An 18026-nucleotide genomic window follows, 5' to 3' on the forward strand; every position below is an offset into this window, starting at 1 on the left:
CAATGCGATAGCATCAAATCCATTAAGTTGTATGAGCGTACTGGTGTCCGGAAATCGATGGAGGGTACTGTGCTGAAGCGAATGCGAGGATATAGCAAGGCGCTAAGCGTTACTTTGTGGCTGGTGATCTTTGCCTTTGTTGGGACCACCTTCCTGGTCTGGGGATTCCGTTCCACATCGGGTCCCGGCGGGGTGGGCCCCATTGCTGTCGTCGAGGGTGAGAAGATCCCATACACGGAGTATCAGCAGGCTTACCAGCGTCAGTATCGGCAATACCAAGAGAAATTAGGAGATAAGTTTGATGAAAAGATCCTCGACCAACTGAACCTGAAAGGGCAGGTTATGGAAGGGCTCGTCGGACGGTACCTGCTACTTCACGAGGCAAGACGATTGGATATTGTGATCAGTCCGGATGAGCTTATCGCAGAGATCACCACCGTGCCGGCCTTTAGCGATGCGACCGGCTTCAGCCGAGACAGATATCTCCGGGCCCTTCAATCGGCGCGCCTGACCCCTGAGAAGTTTGAGGAAGGTCTTCGTGAGGACCTGCTGCTTCGCAAGGTTCAGGAGTGGGTGAAGGGGGAGGTTCACCTCCTTCCAGATGAGGTGTGGGAGGCATTTCGCTTGAATCGAGCTTCCGTGAAGGCCGAGTACCTGTTGTTCTCAGATCCAAAGGCACAACAGGCCATCATTCAGAAAGTGTCCGGACTGGTTAAGGACAAAAAACCCTGGGAGGAGATCGTTAGGGCGTCCGGACTCAAGCCGCTTATCAGCGACTTCTTCTCATCAGATCGTAACCTCCCGCAGATACCGGACCAGGAGAGGTTTAAGGAGGCCGCGTTGACAATGGAGCGGGGGGCAATCAGTCCGGTCATCCAGGGCACGAAGGCGAGCTATCTCCTCCGAGTCATCGATCGAAAAGACCCGAGTCCCGCAGAATTCGAACGCGAGAAAGCTCAATTCAGCCTTAGGCTTTTGGAAAGGAAGCGGGCGCAGGTGTTTGCCGACTGGATTCGTCAAGTACGGGCACGGGCTAAGGTAAAAATCGAGACGGCCAACCTCTAACGCTTCTTAACTTTTCACTGGATCTCGATTATCTGGAAGGGTGTGACAAAGAGTCGGCCCGAGGCGTCAACGATCCCCATTACCCACTTCAGTTGTCCGAGCGGAAGCGAGCCGCCATCCACCTGGATAAAAAATCCGGTTCGGTCGCCAGGGGCGAAGACGCTGGGCGGGGTGAAGGTGGCCAAATGGCGTCCTCCGGTCGCATCAAAGACAAGGAGCTGCAGGTCAGCAACGCTGCCCGCCAGACCGGATTCGAACAGGACCGCATCGAACTCGATCCGTTCGGCAGTCGAAAAGGTGCTGCGCGATGCCGCTAACGCATCGCCCAACCCTCCGGTTGTGGGACTCGCGGTGAAGGCAGTAGTGACCTCCTGCGGGAAAGCCAGACTGGATGGGGAGGTCTGACTGCGGATTGCTCCCGCGCCCTCACTGCGGGCGCCTGATCTCGCGCCGGCGATAGGCGGCGACCCTGCGAAGACAGAAACAGTCGTAAACGACGAAACAAAGAATACTCCTACCGAGACGATACCCAGCATCAACCGTTGTATCATCGATCTTCCTCCTGCGCAAAGGGTGGCTGCGTCGCCCCCGGTCGTCTTTACTGATCGCCCGTTGTGGTCTTGCTTAAAGCTACGGTGGGTCGGTCCTGGGGGTTACATTTATCTCTCACCCCACGGCTTTTCCATCGCTAGATCTCCCCAACGAGTAGAATGGTGGATCGGCCGAATGGTTTATCCGGCCCAGTCAGTTTCGTTGTGCCGAGTGCAGCAGAGCCAGTGAGGCGGCGCATGACCTCAAACGACTGGAAAGCGCTTGCCTTCCAGCAGTCGATAACAGTAAGATTCTTGGTGAAATTCGGCATTCGAGAACTAGCGCCGTGCTCTTGCCCATCCTGATTTCCAAATCGAGCGGGGTCAATGACCTTATGTTGTGTAACTTTTCCTCAACGCAAGGAAGGTTCACATATGACACACATTCTGCTGTATCTGCTCTTGGGCCTGGTAGCAGGAAGCTTTAGCGGGCTGATCGGCATCGGCGGAGGGATCATCATTGTTCCCGCGCTGGTCTTTTTGTTCGGGCTATCCCAACATCAGGCTCAGGGCACGACGCTGGCGCTGCTGGTACCGCCCATCGGACTATTAGCCGCCTGGACATATTACAAAGAAGGGTATGTGGACCTCAGAATAGCAAGCCTGATATGCCTTGGTTTTTTCTTGGGAGGGTTGCTGGGCGCCAAACTTGCGACGAGCTTGTCCAACTCGGTGCTGGAAAAACTATTTGGGATAGCCTTACTTCTCATTTCGCTTAAGATGCTACTAACCAAATAACAGTCTGGTTCGTTAGGAGTTGCCCTGAACCTTCCAACCCGTGCTGTGACCCTCCTTGCACCGCTCTTCTCCGCGCTGAGAACATACCGCTATATTCAATCCGCCGCGCGCCGCATGAAGACGGACCGGCCCTGTTGTTGCGCGGGTGTATTCTGCTCTTTGACGTCGAGCAGCAGCTATGTCAGATGAAAGAGGGTGATCTCAGGAGGGGCGTTGACGCGGACGGGGGTCCCGGTGGTCCCAAGGCCACGGTTGACATACAGGTGGGAATTCCTGAGACGGTATAGACCTTCGGGGTAAGGGCTCAGCAGGTGAGCAAGACTGATATTCAGCCCGAGCGCGCTTATCTTAATCTGTCCTCCGTGGTAATGGCCAGACAAGGTGAGGGCGATGTTGCGAATGGCAGCCCGCGGAAAGATCTCAGGACGATGGGACAGCAGGATTGTTGGATATGCTGGATTCAGACCAGCCAGCGCTCGGCCAAGATTGGGCCGGCCGACGCGCAGATCGTCGATCCCCGCAATGGCAATGGAGCCACGGTTGGTCTCCAAGACCCGATGGGTATTTTGTAGAATCGCGATCCCTGCTCCTTCGAAGGCGGCGATAATCTTTTCAGGCTCTCCGTACCAATGTTCATGATTTCCAAGAACGGCAAAACTTCCATATCGACTCTCCACTCGCGCCATCTCCTTGATACAGGCTGGCAGGTCGGCTGCCGAGTTTGCGATGAAATCCCCCGTCAGCACGAACAGGTCGGGCTCAAGCTGCCGGATCGCCTCGGCATAAAGGCGCATCTGGGCGGGAGTCATAAAGAGGCCGGAGTGGATGTCGGAGACCTGGACTACCTTCAGCGGGGGATCAAAAGGATGAGGCCGGCTGAGTGAGAGATGCACCTCCTCAATACCCCATCCATTGCTTGCATAGGATGCCCCATAGCCCGAGACCAAGATGGGTGCCGCAGCCAGCGCGCCCAGCGAGGTTTGCATAAATATCCTGCGCGAGGGATCAAGCGGTGGCGCAGATATCTCATCTCTCTTGACGGCCCTGAAGCGGATCAACCTGGTGCAATAGCCGATCAGGTCGGTAAGCAGCAGCAACAGAAATGAGAACAGCGATCCGAAGCTCCAGATGGCGGTTGGATAGATCAGGAGATACAGGATCAGCGGAGACGGGTGCTCCGATGGGGCCCATCGAGAGAGGAAGGCAACATAGATGATCAATGTTGAGACGAAGAACCCGATCAGGGCAAGTTGGAGCAGCTTCTTGCGCCGAGGGCTCCACCGGGACAGCCGCAGTGCCCGATCCCCTCTTGCGAAGAGATAGAGCTGCGATGCAACCAGCATCCCAACGATGATCGACCGGAGCAGCATGAATCGCATTAACCTGCATTATTCATGAATGTCTGGTGTTCATTTATACATGCCTATACTACCAGTGAAATGAGCGAGATGGGCTTTGACACCATGTCGATTCCGGTCTTCAGGGTCATGCTATGCGAAGGCTGTATTGTCGCTCCGCAGCGAAGACTGCAAATAAGATTGGGCCGCCTTCATGAATAATGCGGGTTAATAGGGGTACCGTCTGCCAGAAGTCCACACAGGAGAAGGTGGACAAGCAAATCTAATAATGCTAATAGATTTCCGTGATCCTCGCAAGCTTCTTTTTCTTTCCAAAAGGGGATAGTCCCCGAGTCGGAGGCGGCAAGGGCCGAGGCGATTACAACGGGACTGGTAAGCGTGACGAACGTACTCATCCGTCCGACCGCCTTTGACTGGAACCCGGCCCTCGAACTGTGTCTGGCGGAGATCGACGAGGGGACGCTCGCTTATGTAGTAACCGGTGATGGCCCGCCGCTCCTATTGCTTCACGGTCTTGGAGGAGAGATCTGGATGTGGGAAAGGCAGGTGGCGGCGCTGTCCAAGCGATATCGCCTGTACATCCCCGATCTCCTCGGGTACGGGTATTCGGATCGGCCGAAGGTTGACTACACGCCGTCGTTTTTCATTGATATGATCAAGCAGTTCATGGACCAACTCGGCGTGAGCAGTGCCAGTCTGATCGGCAACTCAATGGGTGCGGGGATCGCCTGGGCGTCTGCCCTCGCGCATCCCGAGCGAGTTGATAAGCTTGTCCTGATTGATGGCATCCCTCCACAGGTGGTTCCCGCGGTTCGAAATCGCCTCTTGCGCTGGTTCCTCGCGTTCCGTCGCGTCCCACTCTTGCCGTATCTGGCTATCGCGTTACGGACTCGCCGCATGGTGCGGACGGCGCTCGCACAGGTCGTCTATGACGATCGACTCATCACCGACGCGGTGGTGGAACGACAATACCGGATCGGCCGAATTGCAGGGACCGCGCGGGTTGTGGCCTCTACGATTCGCCATACTGATGAGGTCGCTCGGTATACCGATGCGCTGACAACCTTACGCACATCAACGCTCATCATCTGGGGCGAGCAGGACGAACTGTTTCCTGTGGAGGTCGGACAGCAGCTTCACTCCACAATCCGAGATTCCACACTGGTCGTGATCAAAGGCAGCGGTCATATGCCGATGTGGGAGAAGCCTGACGAGACCAATCAGGCGATCCTGGAATTTCTTGGTTGCGAGTGATGAACGTGCGCATTGCTAACGCCGGTGTCCAGCAGACTGGCGCTAATCGCGGAGCGATGGAAGGTCAAGCTGTTGCTTGGCCCAGAGAATGCCGACGATGCTCTTGGCATCCACGATCTTGTGTGATAAGACCCAGCGGTAGGCCTGTTCGAATGGGATCGCATGGACCTCCAGGAACTCGGTGGCGTCGTGGCGGCGATTCCGGCCGGCCATGAGTCCTTGAGCCAGAAAGAGCTGGATGGACCCGGTGGAGAAGCCAACCGCGGAATAGAAGGTGCACAGTTTGAGCAGCCGGCGGGGTCGAAGCCCGACCTCCTCCTCGCACTCACGCCGGGCGGTTGTGACCGGGCGTTCGCCGTGATCGATAATGCCGGCAGGGATCTCGTAGATGGCCCGCTGGATGGCCGGCCGATACTGCCGAACCAGGTAGATTCGGCCATCGCCATCGATCGGCACGATTGCAACAGCGTCCGGAGGATGAACGATGTCACGGATCGCCTGTCGGCCATCAGGCAGGACAACCGTCTGTTGCTCGGTTGAAAGATACTTCCCCGAGTAGACGACCTGCGTGCTGAGGACTTGCTCGAAAAGTTTCACGTCTCCCCCTACGACAGCGCGTGCTGCGGGAAGGAGCATAAAGATCTTTATGATGTGTGTCAACACCGACGTTTTCGGTAATACTCAATTCCCAACCTCTCCCTATCGGATGGAGCCGGTTGACAGGTCGTGGTGACAAGGAAAAAAGCGGGTCAAAGAGATGGTACGTTGATGGTTCATAGGAATTCTGCACTACGCGAAGAGCTTGTGAGACACTTTTCAGCAAAGGGCGAACTGCTTCGGCGAGAGTGGGTTCGCCGGATGACGGCACAGGGCCTGCTGGAGGGTCTTACCCCAGACGAGATCGAGATCGAGTCCGGCACGCTCTCTGCCATCGTTCTGGAGTGCGTGGAGACCGGAAAGTATGATTCAGCCTTGGCCTATGCCCATCTCAAGGCGAAGCAGGGGGTGCTTGGAGGGCAGACTCCGGAACAGATCATCGATTGCCTGGCGTTGCTGCATGATGTGTACAGGCAATCTCTCTTCAGAAGGTATCGGGGTGAGGCGGACCGGCTGGCCAAGCTCCTCGATCTCTACGCCCCCGTAGCGCACCGCCTCCAGACCCTGATCACACTCACGTTCGTAGAGGAACGGGAGCGGATGAGCAAACGAGAAATGAACCAGCTTCGGATGCTGGTGAGGGCGGGGATGATCCTCAGTGCGAAGCTCTCGCTTGAAGAGGTGTTGCAGCGTATCGTCAACATGGCCTGTAAGTTGATGAGCGCCAAATACGCCGCTCTCGGCGTCCTGGGTGGGAAGGGCGGCCTCAGCCGGTTCATCACGGCGGGTATTGACGAAAGTACCAGGCAGGCCATCGGCTCTCCGCCGGTCGGAAAGGGGGTCCTGGGCGTCCTGGTACGTGAGGGAAAGCCCCTTCGTTTGAAGAACCTGACAGCCGACCCGCGCGCGCACGGGTTCCCGCCTCATCATCCCGCGATGCACTCCTTCCTGGGCGTACCCGTCGCGTCAAAAGGAAAGGTCCGTGGGAATCTCTATGTGACGCAGAAGCAGGGCGCCGCCGAGTTCAGTGAAGAGGATGAGACCCTGGCCATTACGTTAGCCACTCAGGCCGCCATTGCCCTCGAGAACGCCAGCCTGTATGAGGAACTGCGCCGCTCGTACGACGAGTTGAAACAATCGCAGCAGTTGCTGGTACGGCAGGAGAAGCTCGCCTCGCTTGGTCGATTGGCAGCCGGCCTGGCCCATGAACTGAATAATCCCCTCGCTTCTGTAGCCGGCTTCGCCGAGGCCCTCCAGCGACGGGTTGAGGCCGAAGAGATCAGCAGTCCTTCCGCTCTTGCGGAGTGGGGACAGTATGTCACGATGATCCAAGACGAAACGGCCCGCGCAGCGGCCATTGTCCGCCGCCTGCTCGATTTCGCGCGACAGCGCGAGCCTACCTTCAGCCTGGTGGATGTATATGACGTGGCGTTACACGCGGTCTCGTTTGTAGAGCGGCAAGCCAGTCTCGAAAATCAGCGGATTGTCGTCGTCCCATTTCCGGATGGAAGTGTAGTTCAAGCCGATGCGCAGATGCTTCAACAGGTCTTCCTCAACCTTTTAACCAATGCGCTCGATGCCATCGAGAGCGGTGGGGAGATCCGCATCGACGCCCATCACCGTCGTGATGTCGTCGGGCCGGCTTGTGAACACGCATGGCTCGATGTGTTCGTATCCGATACGGGTAGCGGGATCTCGCCAGAGAACCTTTCAAGGATCTTTGACCCTTTCTTTACCACCAAGGAGGTGGGCAAAGGGACGGGCCTTGGCCTTGCCATTAGCCAGAGCATCGTCGAGCAGCATAAAGGCAGCATCGAGGTGCGAAGTAGGGGAGTTGGAAAGGGCACGGTGGTCATCGTCAGTCTGCCGCTGGCCGACCGCAGTGAGATGGATGGGAAGCGGCCAGATCGCCGCAGGACGGGGGGTGAAGATGCCTCAAGCGGGTGAACGAAGCGGTGTGACCCGCGTGCTTGTTGTCGATGACGAGCGACTCATCCGGCTGCTTATGGAAAAGGAGCTGCCACGGGCGGGGTATATAGTCACCTGCGCCGGAAGCGGCGAAGAGGCCATGGAGCAGTTGCGCACGCGAGAGTTCGATGTCGTCCTCCTCGACCTCAAGATGCCCGGAATCGGTGGGATGGAGGCGCTCCGCCGGATTCGGGAATCCGGGACTTCGGCGGAGGTCGTCATCCTGACCGGTCACCCCGATGTGGACAGCGCCATCAACGCGATGAAGCTGGGTGCCTACGACTACCTGACCAAGCCCTTCAAGCTCTCCGAATTGGAGGAGGTGCTGCGGCGAGCCGCGGAGCGAAAGCGCCTGCGCACGGAGAATACGGCCCTGCGCCGTATGATCGCCCAGCGCGAACCCGCGCCTGTTATGATCGGTCACAGTCCTGCCATGGCCTCCCTGTCGGCGACCGTGCGACGGATTGCGCCGAGTGAGGCGAGCGTCCTCATACAGGGAGAGAGCGGGACCGGCAAGAGCCTGGTGGCCAAGGCCATTCATATGGCGAGCCCTCGAGCCGGCGGGCCATTCCTGATCATCAACTGCAGCGGCTTTCAGGATCCGCTCCTGGAGAGCGAGCTGTTCGGGCATGAGAAAGGGGCATTCACCGGCGCCACCAGCGTCAAAATGGGTCTCTTCGAGGTGGCAGGAGGTGGGACCCTCCTGCTGGATGAGGTGGGGGAGATGAGCCCGGCCATGCAAGCCAAGCTCCTTCAAGTACTCGACACTAAGGAGCTGCGACGGGTTGGAGGCACCCGCGTGCACCGGGTAGATGTGCGCATCATCGCCGCCACCAACAAGGACCTGGCCCAGGAGGTACGAACAGGCCGGTTCCGCGAGGATCTCTATTATCGACTGAACGTGGTCAGCTTGACGCTGCCGTCCTTGCGTGAGCGGAAGGAGGACATCCCGCTCCTCATTGAGCATTTTTTGACGCAATTCCAGGTAACCGGTCAAAAGGCCAAGACCATCTCCCGGGAGGCGATGCAATCGCTGGCGGACTACCCGTGGCCGGGCAATGTGCGAGAGCTTGCGAATACGATCGAGCGCCTTCAGATTCTCTCCTCCGGCGACATCATCGGCCTTGAGGATCTGTCGCCCAACATCCGGTTTCCGAGCGGATCGGCGGCCGGCCCCGCCTCGCTGGCGGAAATGGAGCGGCTGCACCTCATCCGGGTGCTCGATCATACGGGGGGCAAAAAGATGCAGGCCGCGCGACTGCTCGGCATCGACCTCAAAACCTTGAATAGCAAAATTAAGCGGTACAACATCTCCCTGTGAAGGGCCGGCTCTTTGCCGAGTTAAAGGGGCTGGAGGTCAAGACGGTGGGGCGAGGTAATTTGACACCTTATGATTGACTATGTTAGTCATATATAAACAACCATGGAGGACATATTTATGAAGGCCGTTGCTGTGTCTGAATTGAAAGCCTCGCTGAGCAGATTTCTCGCCGCAGTCAAGGAAGGCGAGGAGGTCATCGTAACTGATAGGGGGAAGCCGGTCGCCAAGCTGGTCCCTGTCACACGGGACAAAACAGATCGGCCGCCCCATCTCCTGGCACTTGAGCGCGCGGGAATGGTCAAAATCGGAACAGGTGGACTACCCCATGGATTTTGGGACCTTCCACGACCGAAAGACCCCAAGAATCGTGCCCTGGAGGCACTCTTGCAAGAACGAGCGGAATCCCGGTGAAATTCTGGGACGCTTCGGCCCTTATTCCCCTGTACTTTGAAGGTCCGCAGACCAAGGCCATCCGTGCCATCGCGAAAGCCGACGGGGATATCGTCGCCTGGTGGGGAAGCCCCATTGAATGCTTTTCAGCGTTTGCACGGCTGCGGCGGGAGGGGTTCTTGACGCCTCAGGGGGAGGATCAGATTCGTCACCTGCTGGTCCTGCTGTCAGATGCATGGACAGAGATTGAGCCGAGCGCCGAAGTACGGGTCATTGCCGCACGGCTTCTCCTCGCGCATCCTTTACGCGCGGCTGATTCCCTTCAATTGGCTGCCGGTCTTGTATGGGCCGGCACAACACCCAGGGGTCACCACTTTGTCTGTCTCGATCACAGGTTGAGGGACGCAGCCAGAACTGAAGGGTTTGCGCTGCTTCCTGCATGACCCCTGGAACTTGACATGTCGAATAGTGTGACTGAAGGTAAGGCCTTGAAAGTCGCAGTGGTGGGGGCGTAGAGAGGTTCCAGGAGCCAATACAGTATGAAAAGAGAACCAGTGAAGAAAATTGATGACGAGCTTCGGGCCGAGTACGATCTATCCCAACTGAAGGGAGGAGTCCGCGGCAAACACTACAAGCGGGCTATGGCAGGGACGAACCTCGTCCTGATTGAACCTGCTCTGGCGAAAGCGTTTCCTGATTCTGACTCAGTGAATCGGGCCTTGCGCCTCTTGCTTGACGCCGCCAGTTCGGGCACAATGCCATCGCGCCAGCGCCGCACGCGGCTTAAACGGACCGCTTAACAATGCGGCCCCTTAACGCGAATTAGCCACCCGCACGAATGCCGAAAGAAGCCAAAGCAAGGATTCTGATCAACGACCTTCTCCGAAGGTCGCGCTGGCGCTTCTTTGATGATGAGACCAGCTCCGCCAACATTGCGCAGATCGCCCACGGCGACAACACAGCGTCTTGTCAGTCAATGACGTCCTCGGAGCAGTAGCACCATGAGCATCCAACCAAACATGCAACCTGTGCGCGAGCGTTTGACCAAACTCTTCGAGTTCCTCAAAGCCTACACAGACCTGCGCTACCCGCCGGTTCGGAATATTGCACAACAGCCGCACTCCCTTTGGTTGAAAGACCTTCCTGTCCATCCATCCGTCGAGTTGTTTCGAGACGCAGGTAAGACTGAGGATAAAGTCGAAGATAGTGATATCGTGCTGCGGCTGGTGCGCCCGGTCGTTACGCAATGCCCTCCACCGCCTTCAGTGCTGTCTGAATGGCTGAAGCCTGGCTGGCAGGATATTGCGGGGAAAGTCGAAATCCAACCAACCCGCAATGGCACCAGCAAGGATGGTAAAACGTTCATTGAGCGGTTTGATGCGGACTCACGACGTTCTTCGCTCCTCCACGCGTGGCAGCAGCAACGTGAGCAGTGGGTGACTAACGAGCGTCCAGCTCGGCAATCAATGATACTTTTCCAAACCGTATACGAGTGGTATGGCATTCAGGAGCGGGAAGGCGAAAGGATTGAGTTGGTGGTAGGTGATGGTCTCTTGCGATGTCGTGATGTTGGCGGCGAGTTTTACCATCCAGTCCTTCTGCAAAAGTTGGAACTGGAATTCTATCCAGAGAAACGGCAGCCGCAGTTTATTTTCCGAAAGCGAGAGCAACCACCAGAACTTTATACAGAGTTTCTCCGTATTCTTCCCGGAGTTAACAGCCAACAGCTTGCTCGTTGCGCGGACGAAATGAGGAAATCGGAATTTGCTCCTCTTGGAGTAGACGACACCCACGGTTTTCTTCGCCGCCTCATCCAGGGACTTTTTCCTAGCAGTGGTGCCGTGCTTGAGAATGACCAGCCTTCAGTAAGCAGACGAACTGGTTCTTCATCGCAGTCCGATCTAACACTCTTCAATCAGCCACACACCATGCGAGAGCAGGACAAACCGACCATAGAGCGCCGGCCAGTCATTTTCATGCGACAGCGACGAACGGGCCCAGCTAACGTCTTCGATTTGGTGTTGGAGGACATTGCAGGCCGTGAGGCCTTCCCTCCCTCGTTGCTGCAGATCCTTGGACTGGAGGCGAGCGCTGTCAGCCAAACAGAATCTCATGATAGCGAGCTGTCTATAGGAAATGAGGATGACGACGTTCTCTTGAGCAAGCCCGCCAATCGTGAACAGCTTGAAATCGCAAAGTAATTGACGCGTAGAGGTTGTGTGCTCGTGCAGGGTCCCCCAGGTACAGGAAAGACGCACACAATCGCGAATCTTCTCGGTCACTTGTTGGCGCAAGGGAAACGTGTGCTTGTCACTGCCCATACGCCCAAGGCGCTGCGCGTACTCCGCAAAAAAGTCGTCGAGCCGCTTCAGCCGCTCTGCATCAGCGTTCTTCACAATGACAAGCAGAGCCAGGAAGAGCTTCAAACCTCAGTTCAGAAAATTCACGTTCGCCTGAGCGACGACGACCGTCTCTTGGAACGAGATGCGCACCGTTTGCGTGAGGAGCGAAAGCACATTCTCGAATCATTGGGCGATGGGCGTCACCGGCTTCTCAACGCCAGGCAGGATGAAATTCGCGATGTCGTCTTCGGCGGGAAAGCCATGCGACCGATTGAGGCGGCCAAACGTGTGAAAGAAGGTGCTGGCAAGGACGACTGGATTCCCAGTCCAGTGAATCTCGGTGAGGTGCTTCCCCTTGCTCATGCCGAGGTTGTAGTGCTGTATCAAACGAACGCTCGTGTCTCTCTCACAGACGAACGTGAACTCGCAAGCAGCCGGCCTGAGTTGGGTACTTTACCTACGCCAGGGGAGTTCCGTTCTGCTGTTGAGGAGATGACCGCTTTGGCTGGCCAGAATCTCCGGCTACGCGAGGAACTATGGGATGACACGCTCGAGCCTGTAGATTTGACCGAGTTTGACCGGATGTTAGAACTGGCCAGCAAAACGATTGAGTTTCTGCGTGATAGCGCGCCGTGGCAGCTATTGGCCATCCAGGCGGGAAGAGACGGTGAGACCGCGCGTTGTGAATGGGATTCGCTGGTCAAGAAAATTGAAGATACTTGGCGTGAGGTGCATGAATGTCACGCACTGGTCATTGAACACGGTCCGAATCTATCTGACCCACGCCCTCCGCACGAACTCTTGTCATTGGTGGAAGAAATTATTCGGTACCAGGAAGCAGGCAACTCATTCGGTTTGCTCGCCAGGCTGACCAGGCCCCATTGGTTTGAGTTTAAGGCAAAGGTTCGCGTTGGCAGCCGCGCAATAGAACTGAGCGATGCGACGCACTTGCGCGCGGTGAAGGCGCTTCTACGTATGCAACAGCTTCGCTCTGAGTTGGTTGAACGCTGGGAACGTCAGATGGCTTGTCAGGGAGGTCTCGCGTGTTCCGATCTCAGCGATCGTCCAGAGCAGGTCTGTAAACAGTTCGTGCCGCAAATCCGGATGTGCTTGGAATGGCAGGCCCGTACTTGGCAGCCGCTCGAAAGCGAATTTCATCGCCTCGGTTTCGGATGGTCTGCATTTCTTGACTCCACTGCTCCGGAGTCTGGAGATAACGCTGAACTTCGCCGAATTCGCCGTGCGGTGCTTGGCGACCTTGGTCCGATTCTTCAATCGCGGAGCGGATGGCTGCGATACAACAGGCTACTGGCGACGTTGCGTACATGGTACGAGCAGTTGCCCAAGTCAAATCTTCCAGAAGCTCAAGCGACAAAGCGATTGCGACGAGCGATGAATGATCGCTCGGCAATGGACTATCAATCCGCATACGAGGAATTGCTACGGCTGAAGAGCCTTGAACAAGATCTCACGCGACGACATGAGCTCCTGAACCGACTCAGTCGGTCCGCTCCGGCTTGGGCGTCCGCGATTGACAATCGGCTGGCAGAGCATAGTGAGTCACAGCCGCCGGGCGACCCGAACGCCGCTTGGGAATGGAGACAGCTTCATAACGAATTGGAAAGACGGGCGAGCGTGTCACTTGATCAGTTGCAGCAACACATTGAACGGCTCAGTCAACAACTTCTTGAAACCACTGCGTATCTTGTCGAAAAACAGACATGGATGAATCAAATCCGGCAGACTAACCCCACGCAGAAGAGGGCGCTTGGTGCTTACGCAGCGATGCGAAATAAGCTAACAAAAACTGGTAGAGGAGTTCGCGACGCCGAGCTTCTGGCTGCTGCTCGCCGGGAGATGGCGACGGCTAAAGATGCCGTTCCCGTTTGGATTATGCCTCTGGCCGAAGTGGCCGACACCTTTGACCCAACAAAGACAAGATTTGATGTGGTGATCATCGATGAGGCCAGCCAATGTGACCCGACCTCGCTATTTGCCTTGTATCTGGGCTATCAAACTATCATTGTGGGCGATGACGAACAGGTAACCCCGGTCGCCGCCGGCGTCGATATGGAAGAGGTAACTAAGCTTATTCGTGTCTTTCTTGAAGGCCTGCCTTTCAAGGAATTGTATGACGGCACAACCTCTGTCTACGACTTGGCTCAAATTGCCTTCGGCGGTGTAATTCGGCTAACTGAACATTTCCGGTGTGCGCCCAATATCATCGCTTTTAGCAACAACCTATCCTATAAAGGTGAAATAAAACCACTACGTGAGGCTTCGTCCGTTCCACTCAATCCGCACGTCGTTCACTATCGAGTTGAGAAAGGGCACGATCGTGGCGACAACGTCAATGAAGTCGAGGCAGAAACCATTGCCTCGCTCATTTGCGCCGCTATTGAGCGGCCGGAGTATACGAAAAATGATTTAGGGGAGCCGACAACCTTCGGCGTGGTCTCGCTCGTCAGCGACAAACAAGCCTCAAGAATTGATAGCCTCCTTCGACAACGTATGGAACCTGCCGAGTATCGACGACGACAGATTCTATGCGGCGACTCCGCGCAGTTCCAAGGTGACGAGCGAGACGTCGTGTTCCTTTCGGTAGTGGACTCTCCACCTGAACAGCCACCGCTCTATATGCGGCAGGAAGGGCCGAAGAGAATTTTTAAGAAACGCTTCAATGTCGCCGCAAGCCGTGCGCGCAACCAGATGTGGATCGTGCACAGCCTGAATCACGAAACGGATCTTCAGGTTGGCGACTATCGCCGCCGCATCATCGAACATGCCCTCGACCCGGAGGCGTGGGAACGCGAATTAGAAAAACGATTGACTAAGGTGGACCCTCGCTCGCAGGTGTTCGAGGGAACCGTTCTGCGACGGCTGATGGAGCGCGGCTACAACGTCCTTCCGCAATACCGAGCGGGGGCTTACTACATTGACTTGGTGGTCATTGGAAGTGGAAAGCGCTTGGCCATTGAGTGCGACGGCGAGCAGTTTCATGGCCTGGAGAAACTCCAAGAAGACCTCGAACGAGAGGCCATCCTGAAACGATGTGGCCATTGGACGTTCGTTCGCGTTCGTGGCAGCCTTTTCTTCCGTGATGAAGAACGTGCCTTGAAGTCGGTGTTCAGGCGTTTGCAAGAATTAGGCATTGCTCCAGAGCTTGCCACCGGGAAATCTTCATCTGCTCAGAGTCAAGCCGATTCTGTTGAGCAGGTAATTCGTCGCGCCCAAGAATTGAGGGCCTTATGGCATCCTGAAAGGCAAGCCGACGAAACAGCTACCAAGCACTCTTAATGTGAATTCACATCGTTTGTACAGCCTTTTCATGGCTTGTACGGATTTGGAGACCGAGCGGGCGTTGGTGGAGGCGAACCGGAAGCTGGTGGAGCTTTTCGAGAGGAAGATTCAGTCGAAGCTGGCGGAGATTTGGGGCCAAGGAGATGATAGCCGCAAGAATGATACGCTTCCTTTCGGCTAAACGATCTGATGAATGAGCAACTCGAAATAATCCGCTGGACTACTGACCAGGAAGGCCCTTTCTTCGAGCGGAAGTCGGCGGTTGATCGTTTAACGCATCAGCCTCAATATGCATCAGAAAAATCTGAGGATGATGCATAGGTCGCCTAGGCTGATGCATAGAGTTGCGCATGAGAACCATCAAGGACCTGCCGGAACATAGCCGCCCACGCGAGAAACTGCGGGAGAAAGGCGCGTCCGCCCTTACCGACGAGGAGCTTGTCGCGGCAATTCTTGGCATGGGAACGGCGGGCGTCGACGTGCGTACCATTGCCCGGCAGGTGGCCAATCTCATCCGCGAGCACAAGGTCGGATTGACGCTCGATCACTTGCGGGCTGTTCCCGGCATGGGACTCGCCAAGGCCGGTCAAATCCTGTCGGCATTTGAACTCGCCCGCCGTCACTTACTCAAGGATACGGTCAAGATCATCGTCGCCCAGGATGTTCTGCCATTGGTGGCCGACATTGCCGGGAAACAGCAAGAGTATTTCATCTGCATTTCACTCAACGGCGCAAACGAGGTTATCGAAAAGCGCGTGGTCACGATCGGCCTTCTCGACAAAAGCCCGGTCCATCCCCGAGAAGTGTTCGCGGATGTCATTGCCGACCGCGCGGCAGCCGTCATCTTTGCGCACAACCACCCATCCGGCGAACTTCAACCGAGCGAGGCGGATCTTCGCATGCACGAGCAGTTGACCGAGGCCGGGAAGATTCTCGGACTTCGTGTCCTGGATCACCTGATAGTAACGCGGAAAGGCTACTTCAGCTTTCAGGAAGCCGGTTTGATTTGATGACGACAAACGACGAATAGACAGTCAAGGAACAGCCCAAGAGAGTGCTGCACTGCAAGGTGTGCCTGACGTCCGGCGTGAGATTGCGCAAGATGTGTGAATGGCTTAAAGTATGGACTGAGAGGAGTGCAGAATGAAACTGCGGGTGGTGTTGGAACTGAGCGAGGAGGGGGGGTATACAGCCCTGGTACCCTCGCTTCCCGGGTGTATCAGCGAAGGTGATACTCGGGAAGAGGCGCTCCGCAATATCGAAGAGGCGATCAGGTTATATCTTGAGCCGGTGGACGACGACTCGAACCTCGCTGCCAATGCAGAGGTTGTTGAGATAGCTGTATGACGAAGGTCCCGAGCCTCAACTACGAGGCAGTGGTTCGGGCTCTTCGACGTGATGGCTGGGTAGTCGTTCGACAGAGAGGGAGCCACATCAGGCTGCAGAAGCATACCTCCGACGAAACGCAGAAGCTCGCCGTTCCTGCGCATCGCCCTTTCAAGCGATCTACCCTCTCCCAAATCCTGAAGCATGCTCGTTTCTCGGTAGACGAGTTTACCAAATTACTGTGAGCAACCTCCTGAAGGTGAACGGATGAAGGTGGCGGTGGTGGGAGTGGGGGCAGTGGGGGGCTACTTCGGTGGTCTGCTGGCCAAGGGTGGTGTCGATGTCACATTCATCGCCCGCGGCGAGCGCCTGAAGGCGCTCAGGGCGAAGGGCCTCACGGTCAAGAGTTGGAAGGGGGACTTCTCCGTCCGCGTCAGCGCTACTGATGAACCGGCGGAGGTTGGTTCCGTCAACTTGGTCCTTTTCTGCGTGAAATCGTACGATACCGAGTCGGCTATTCGCCAGGCATTCCCCATGATTGGGCAGCAGACCGACGTTCTGTCGCTTCAGAATGGGATCGACAACGAGGAGAAGATTGCGTCCCTCATCGGTAAGGAGAAGGTCATAGCGGGGGTCGCCTACATCGGGGCGAGCGCGCCGGAGCCCGGAGTGGTCCTCCACCAGGAGAGCGGGAAGATCGTATTCGGAGAGCTCGACGGGGGCGTCAGCGAGCGGGTTGTCAGGCTTAAAGCGTTCTTCGACCGATACGGCCTATCCGCTGAAGGCTCCCCTGACATGAAAAAAGTCCTGTGGGCGAAGCTTGCCTGGAATGCCCCTTTTAACGCAGTCAATACACTGGTCGGCGGCCCCGTCAAGGCCATCATCGAGAACCCCCACACCCTTGAGCTGGCAAGGCGGGTGACGGAAGAGGTCGTCACCCTGGCGAACGCTTCAGGGGTCAGCCTTGCTTTTGAAGAGGTTTGGGCGCGGAATATTCGGTTCTCGCAAGGGTACGACGTCAAGACCTCAATGCTTCAGGACCACGAGGCGGGCAAGCCTTTGGAGTATGAAGCCTTGAATGGCGTCATCATCAAAAAGGCGGCCGAACACAGTCTTCAGGCGCCCTACAACTTCACCCTCTACGCCCTCCTGTCGGCGCTTCAGATTACAAGCTGAGCAGTCCACCATTGCAGTTGCATCAGAGATTGCTAGCGGAGAAACAAGGCGTACAGTCGCTGGCCGATGATGCCGATGATCGGGGGCAGGAGCAGACTCGGAACTGTCCTCGCCGTGACAAAGGCCCAGCCGAGAAACGGGACCTCCCATGTGAACAAGCGGATCGGCGAGAGGAGCGACTTCGCGGTAATGAAGGTGAGCAACGGTCCGACCCCCATTCCCTCCTTCAAGAGCGAGGCGGCTACGGGGAAAACGACATACGGCCCGCCGGGCATCAGCAGGCCCACCAGCCACCCAAACAGGATGCCCTGCATGCCGGACTCTTTGCCCATCCATCTGACGAGCAACTCGCGGGGGACGAGCACCTCGAAGAGGCCGGCCAGGCAGAAGCCGAACAACAGCGGCAGCCAGACGTCCTGGAGCAGCCTCAACCCGGCTTGAAGACCCCGCAGTGGCAGATCGGCCCCTCTCGTAAAAGCCCATACGGCCATCAGGATGGTCAGCCCTCCCATGACAAGGACGTCGGTATCCATGATCCTTTTCCCCTTCGGCGTAGGCGGTTGGTCTGCCACACCCATCCTCCCGTAATCGACGACCTGAG

Annotated in this window: 18 protein-coding genes and 1 pseudogene; 15 read left to right on the plus strand and 4 right to left on the minus strand. The window is 56.7% G+C overall.

Features of this window, described 5'->3' with window-relative positions:
- Positions 1-69: 69 nt before the first annotated feature.
- On the plus strand, positions 70-1065 hold the full coding sequence (locus KGL31_02860) for a SurA N-terminal domain-containing protein (GenBank protein ID MDE2320848.1): 996 nt from the start codon (positions 70-72) through the stop codon (positions 1063-1065).
- Positions 1066-1079: 14 nt separating this feature from the next.
- Here the strand turns inward: KGL31_02860 and KGL31_02865 are convergent, their stop codons facing one another.
- Positions 1080-1616, minus strand: a complete 537-nt coding sequence (locus tag KGL31_02865) for a hypothetical protein (protein ID MDE2320849.1) — start codon at positions 1614-1616, stop codon at positions 1080-1082.
- Positions 1617-2030: 414 nt separating this feature from the next.
- On the opposite strand from KGL31_02865, the gene KGL31_02870 reads away from it, so the two are divergent.
- Complete coding sequence (locus tag KGL31_02870; GenBank protein MDE2320850.1) at positions 2031-2393, plus strand: sulfite exporter TauE/SafE family protein; 363 nt, start codon at positions 2031-2033, stop codon at positions 2391-2393.
- A 176-nt stretch (positions 2394-2569) separates the two neighbouring features.
- On the opposite strand, the gene KGL31_02875 is transcribed toward KGL31_02870, so the two are convergent.
- The gene (locus KGL31_02875; GenBank protein MDE2320851.1) at positions 2570-3772 is read right to left on the minus strand and encodes a metallophosphoesterase; all 1203 of its coding nucleotides are present in this window, start codon (positions 3770-3772) and stop codon (positions 2570-2572) included.
- Positions 3773-4129: 357 nt separating this feature from the next.
- Between KGL31_02875 and KGL31_02880 the strand changes: the two genes are divergently transcribed.
- Positions 4130-5005: an alpha/beta hydrolase gene (locus tag KGL31_02880; GenBank protein MDE2320852.1), complete on the plus strand. Its 876-nt coding sequence runs from the start codon at positions 4130-4132 to the stop codon at positions 5003-5005.
- 42 nt (positions 5006-5047) lie between these two features.
- On the opposite strand, the gene KGL31_02885 is transcribed toward KGL31_02880, so the two are convergent.
- Positions 5048-5602 carry an NUDIX hydrolase gene (locus tag KGL31_02885; GenBank protein ID MDE2320853.1) on the minus strand — a complete coding sequence of 185 codons (555 nt, stop codon included), beginning with the start codon at positions 5600-5602 and terminating at the stop codon, positions 5048-5050.
- A 207-nt stretch (positions 5603-5809) separates the two neighbouring features.
- Here KGL31_02885 and KGL31_02890 point away from each other — a divergent pair, with 207 nt between their 5' ends.
- The 12 genes and pseudogenes from KGL31_02890 (at position 5810) to KGL31_02945 (ending at position 17425) form a co-directional block, all read left to right on the plus strand.
- Positions 5810-7549 (plus strand): GAF domain-containing protein, encoded by a 1740-nt coding sequence (locus KGL31_02890; GenBank protein ID MDE2320854.1) that lies wholly within the window; start codon positions 5810-5812, stop codon positions 7547-7549.
- Entirely contained in the window at positions 7533-8891 is a 1359-nt protein-coding gene (locus tag KGL31_02895; GenBank protein ID MDE2320855.1) for a sigma-54-dependent Fis family transcriptional regulator, read from the plus strand. Before KGL31_02890 ends, KGL31_02895 begins: the two co-directional genes overlap by 17 nt.
- A 117-nt stretch (positions 8892-9008) precedes the next feature.
- Positions 9009-9302, plus strand: coding sequence for a type II toxin-antitoxin system prevent-host-death family antitoxin (locus KGL31_02900; protein MDE2320856.1), 294 nt, complete (start codon positions 9009-9011; stop codon positions 9300-9302).
- Positions 9299-9724 (plus strand): type II toxin-antitoxin system VapC family toxin, encoded by a 426-nt coding sequence (locus KGL31_02905; GenBank protein ID MDE2320857.1) that lies wholly within the window; start codon positions 9299-9301, stop codon positions 9722-9724. The genes KGL31_02900 and KGL31_02905 overlap by 4 nt, the downstream gene beginning before the upstream one ends.
- 96 nt (positions 9725-9820) lie before the next feature.
- A pseudogene (locus KGL31_02910) lies at positions 9821-10015 on the plus strand (hypothetical protein).
- Positions 10016-10282: 267 nt separating this feature from the next.
- On the plus strand, positions 10283-11482 hold the full coding sequence (locus KGL31_02915) for a hypothetical protein (GenBank protein MDE2320858.1): 1200 nt from the start codon (positions 10283-10285) through the stop codon (positions 11480-11482).
- Positions 11483-11500: 18 nt separating this feature from the next.
- Positions 11501-14920, plus strand: a complete 3420-nt coding sequence (locus KGL31_02920; GenBank protein ID MDE2320859.1) for an AAA family ATPase — start codon at positions 11501-11503, stop codon at positions 14918-14920.
- A 31-nt stretch (positions 14921-14951) separates the two neighbouring features.
- Entirely contained in the window at positions 14952-15104 is a 153-nt protein-coding gene (locus tag KGL31_02925; protein MDE2320860.1) for a hypothetical protein, read from the plus strand.
- 169 nt (positions 15105-15273) lie between these two features.
- A complete protein-coding gene (gene radC / locus KGL31_02930; protein MDE2320861.1) occupies positions 15274-15933 on the plus strand; it encodes a DNA repair protein RadC in 660 nt (219 codons plus the stop codon).
- A 133-nt stretch (positions 15934-16066) separates the two neighbouring features.
- A complete protein-coding gene (locus KGL31_02935) occupies positions 16067-16270 on the plus strand; it encodes a type II toxin-antitoxin system HicB family antitoxin (GenBank protein MDE2320862.1) in 204 nt (67 codons plus the stop codon).
- A complete protein-coding gene (locus KGL31_02940) occupies positions 16267-16494 on the plus strand; it encodes a type II toxin-antitoxin system HicA family toxin (GenBank protein ID MDE2320863.1) in 228 nt (75 codons plus the stop codon). The genes KGL31_02935 and KGL31_02940 overlap by 4 nt, the downstream gene beginning before the upstream one ends.
- A 22-nt stretch (positions 16495-16516) precedes the next feature.
- The gene (locus tag KGL31_02945) at positions 16517-17425 is read left to right on the plus strand and encodes a 2-dehydropantoate 2-reductase (protein ID MDE2320864.1); all 909 of its coding nucleotides are present in this window, start codon (positions 16517-16519) and stop codon (positions 17423-17425) included.
- Between the two features lie 32 nt (positions 17426-17457).
- On the opposite strand, the gene KGL31_02950 is transcribed toward KGL31_02945, so the two are convergent.
- The gene (locus KGL31_02950) at positions 17458-17997 is read right to left on the minus strand and encodes a permease (GenBank protein MDE2320865.1); all 540 of its coding nucleotides are present in this window, start codon (positions 17995-17997) and stop codon (positions 17458-17460) included.
- Positions 17998-18026 lie beyond the last annotated feature (29 nt).

The organism is Candidatus Methylomirabilota bacterium (genome assembly GCA_028870115.1).
GTDB lineage: Bacteria > Methylomirabilota > Methylomirabilia > Methylomirabilales > Methylomirabilaceae > Methylomirabilis.

What these genes read in the sequence shown, in the direction of transcription:
- KGL31_02915 (MDE2320858.1), top strand. Translation starts at nt 10,283, where the DNA reads ATGAGCATCCAACCAAACATGCAACCTGTGCGCGAGCGTTTGACCAAA.
- KGL31_02945 (MDE2320864.1), top strand. Translation starts at nt 16,517, where the DNA reads ATGAAGGTGGCGGTGGTGGGAGTGGGGGCAGTGGGGGGCTACTTCGGT.
- KGL31_02870 (MDE2320850.1), top strand. Translation starts at nt 2,031, where the DNA reads ATGACACACATTCTGCTGTATCTGCTCTTGGGCCTGGTAGCAGGAAGC.
- KGL31_02940 (MDE2320863.1), top strand. Translation starts at nt 16,267, where the DNA reads ATGACGAAGGTCCCGAGCCTCAACTACGAGGCAGTGGTTCGGGCTCTT.
- radC (MDE2320861.1), top strand. Translation starts at nt 15,274, where the DNA reads ATGAGAACCATCAAGGACCTGCCGGAACATAGCCGCCCACGCGAGAAA.
- KGL31_02900 (MDE2320856.1), top strand. Translation starts at nt 9,009, where the DNA reads ATGAAGGCCGTTGCTGTGTCTGAATTGAAAGCCTCGCTGAGCAGATTT.
- KGL31_02895 (MDE2320855.1), top strand. Translation starts at nt 7,533, where the DNA reads ATGCCTCAAGCGGGTGAACGAAGCGGTGTGACCCGCGTGCTTGTTGTC.
- KGL31_02935 (MDE2320862.1), top strand. Translation starts at nt 16,067, where the DNA reads ATGAAACTGCGGGTGGTGTTGGAACTGAGCGAGGAGGGGGGGTATACA.
- KGL31_02865 (MDE2320849.1), bottom strand. Translation starts at nt 1,616, where the DNA reads ATGATACAACGGTTGATGCTGGGTATCGTCTCGGTAGGAGTATTCTTT.
- KGL31_02925 (MDE2320860.1), top strand. Translation starts at nt 14,952, where the DNA reads ATGGCTTGTACGGATTTGGAGACCGAGCGGGCGTTGGTGGAGGCGAAC.
- KGL31_02875 (MDE2320851.1), bottom strand. Translation starts at nt 3,772, where the DNA reads ATGCGATTCATGCTGCTCCGGTCGATCATCGTTGGGATGCTGGTTGCA.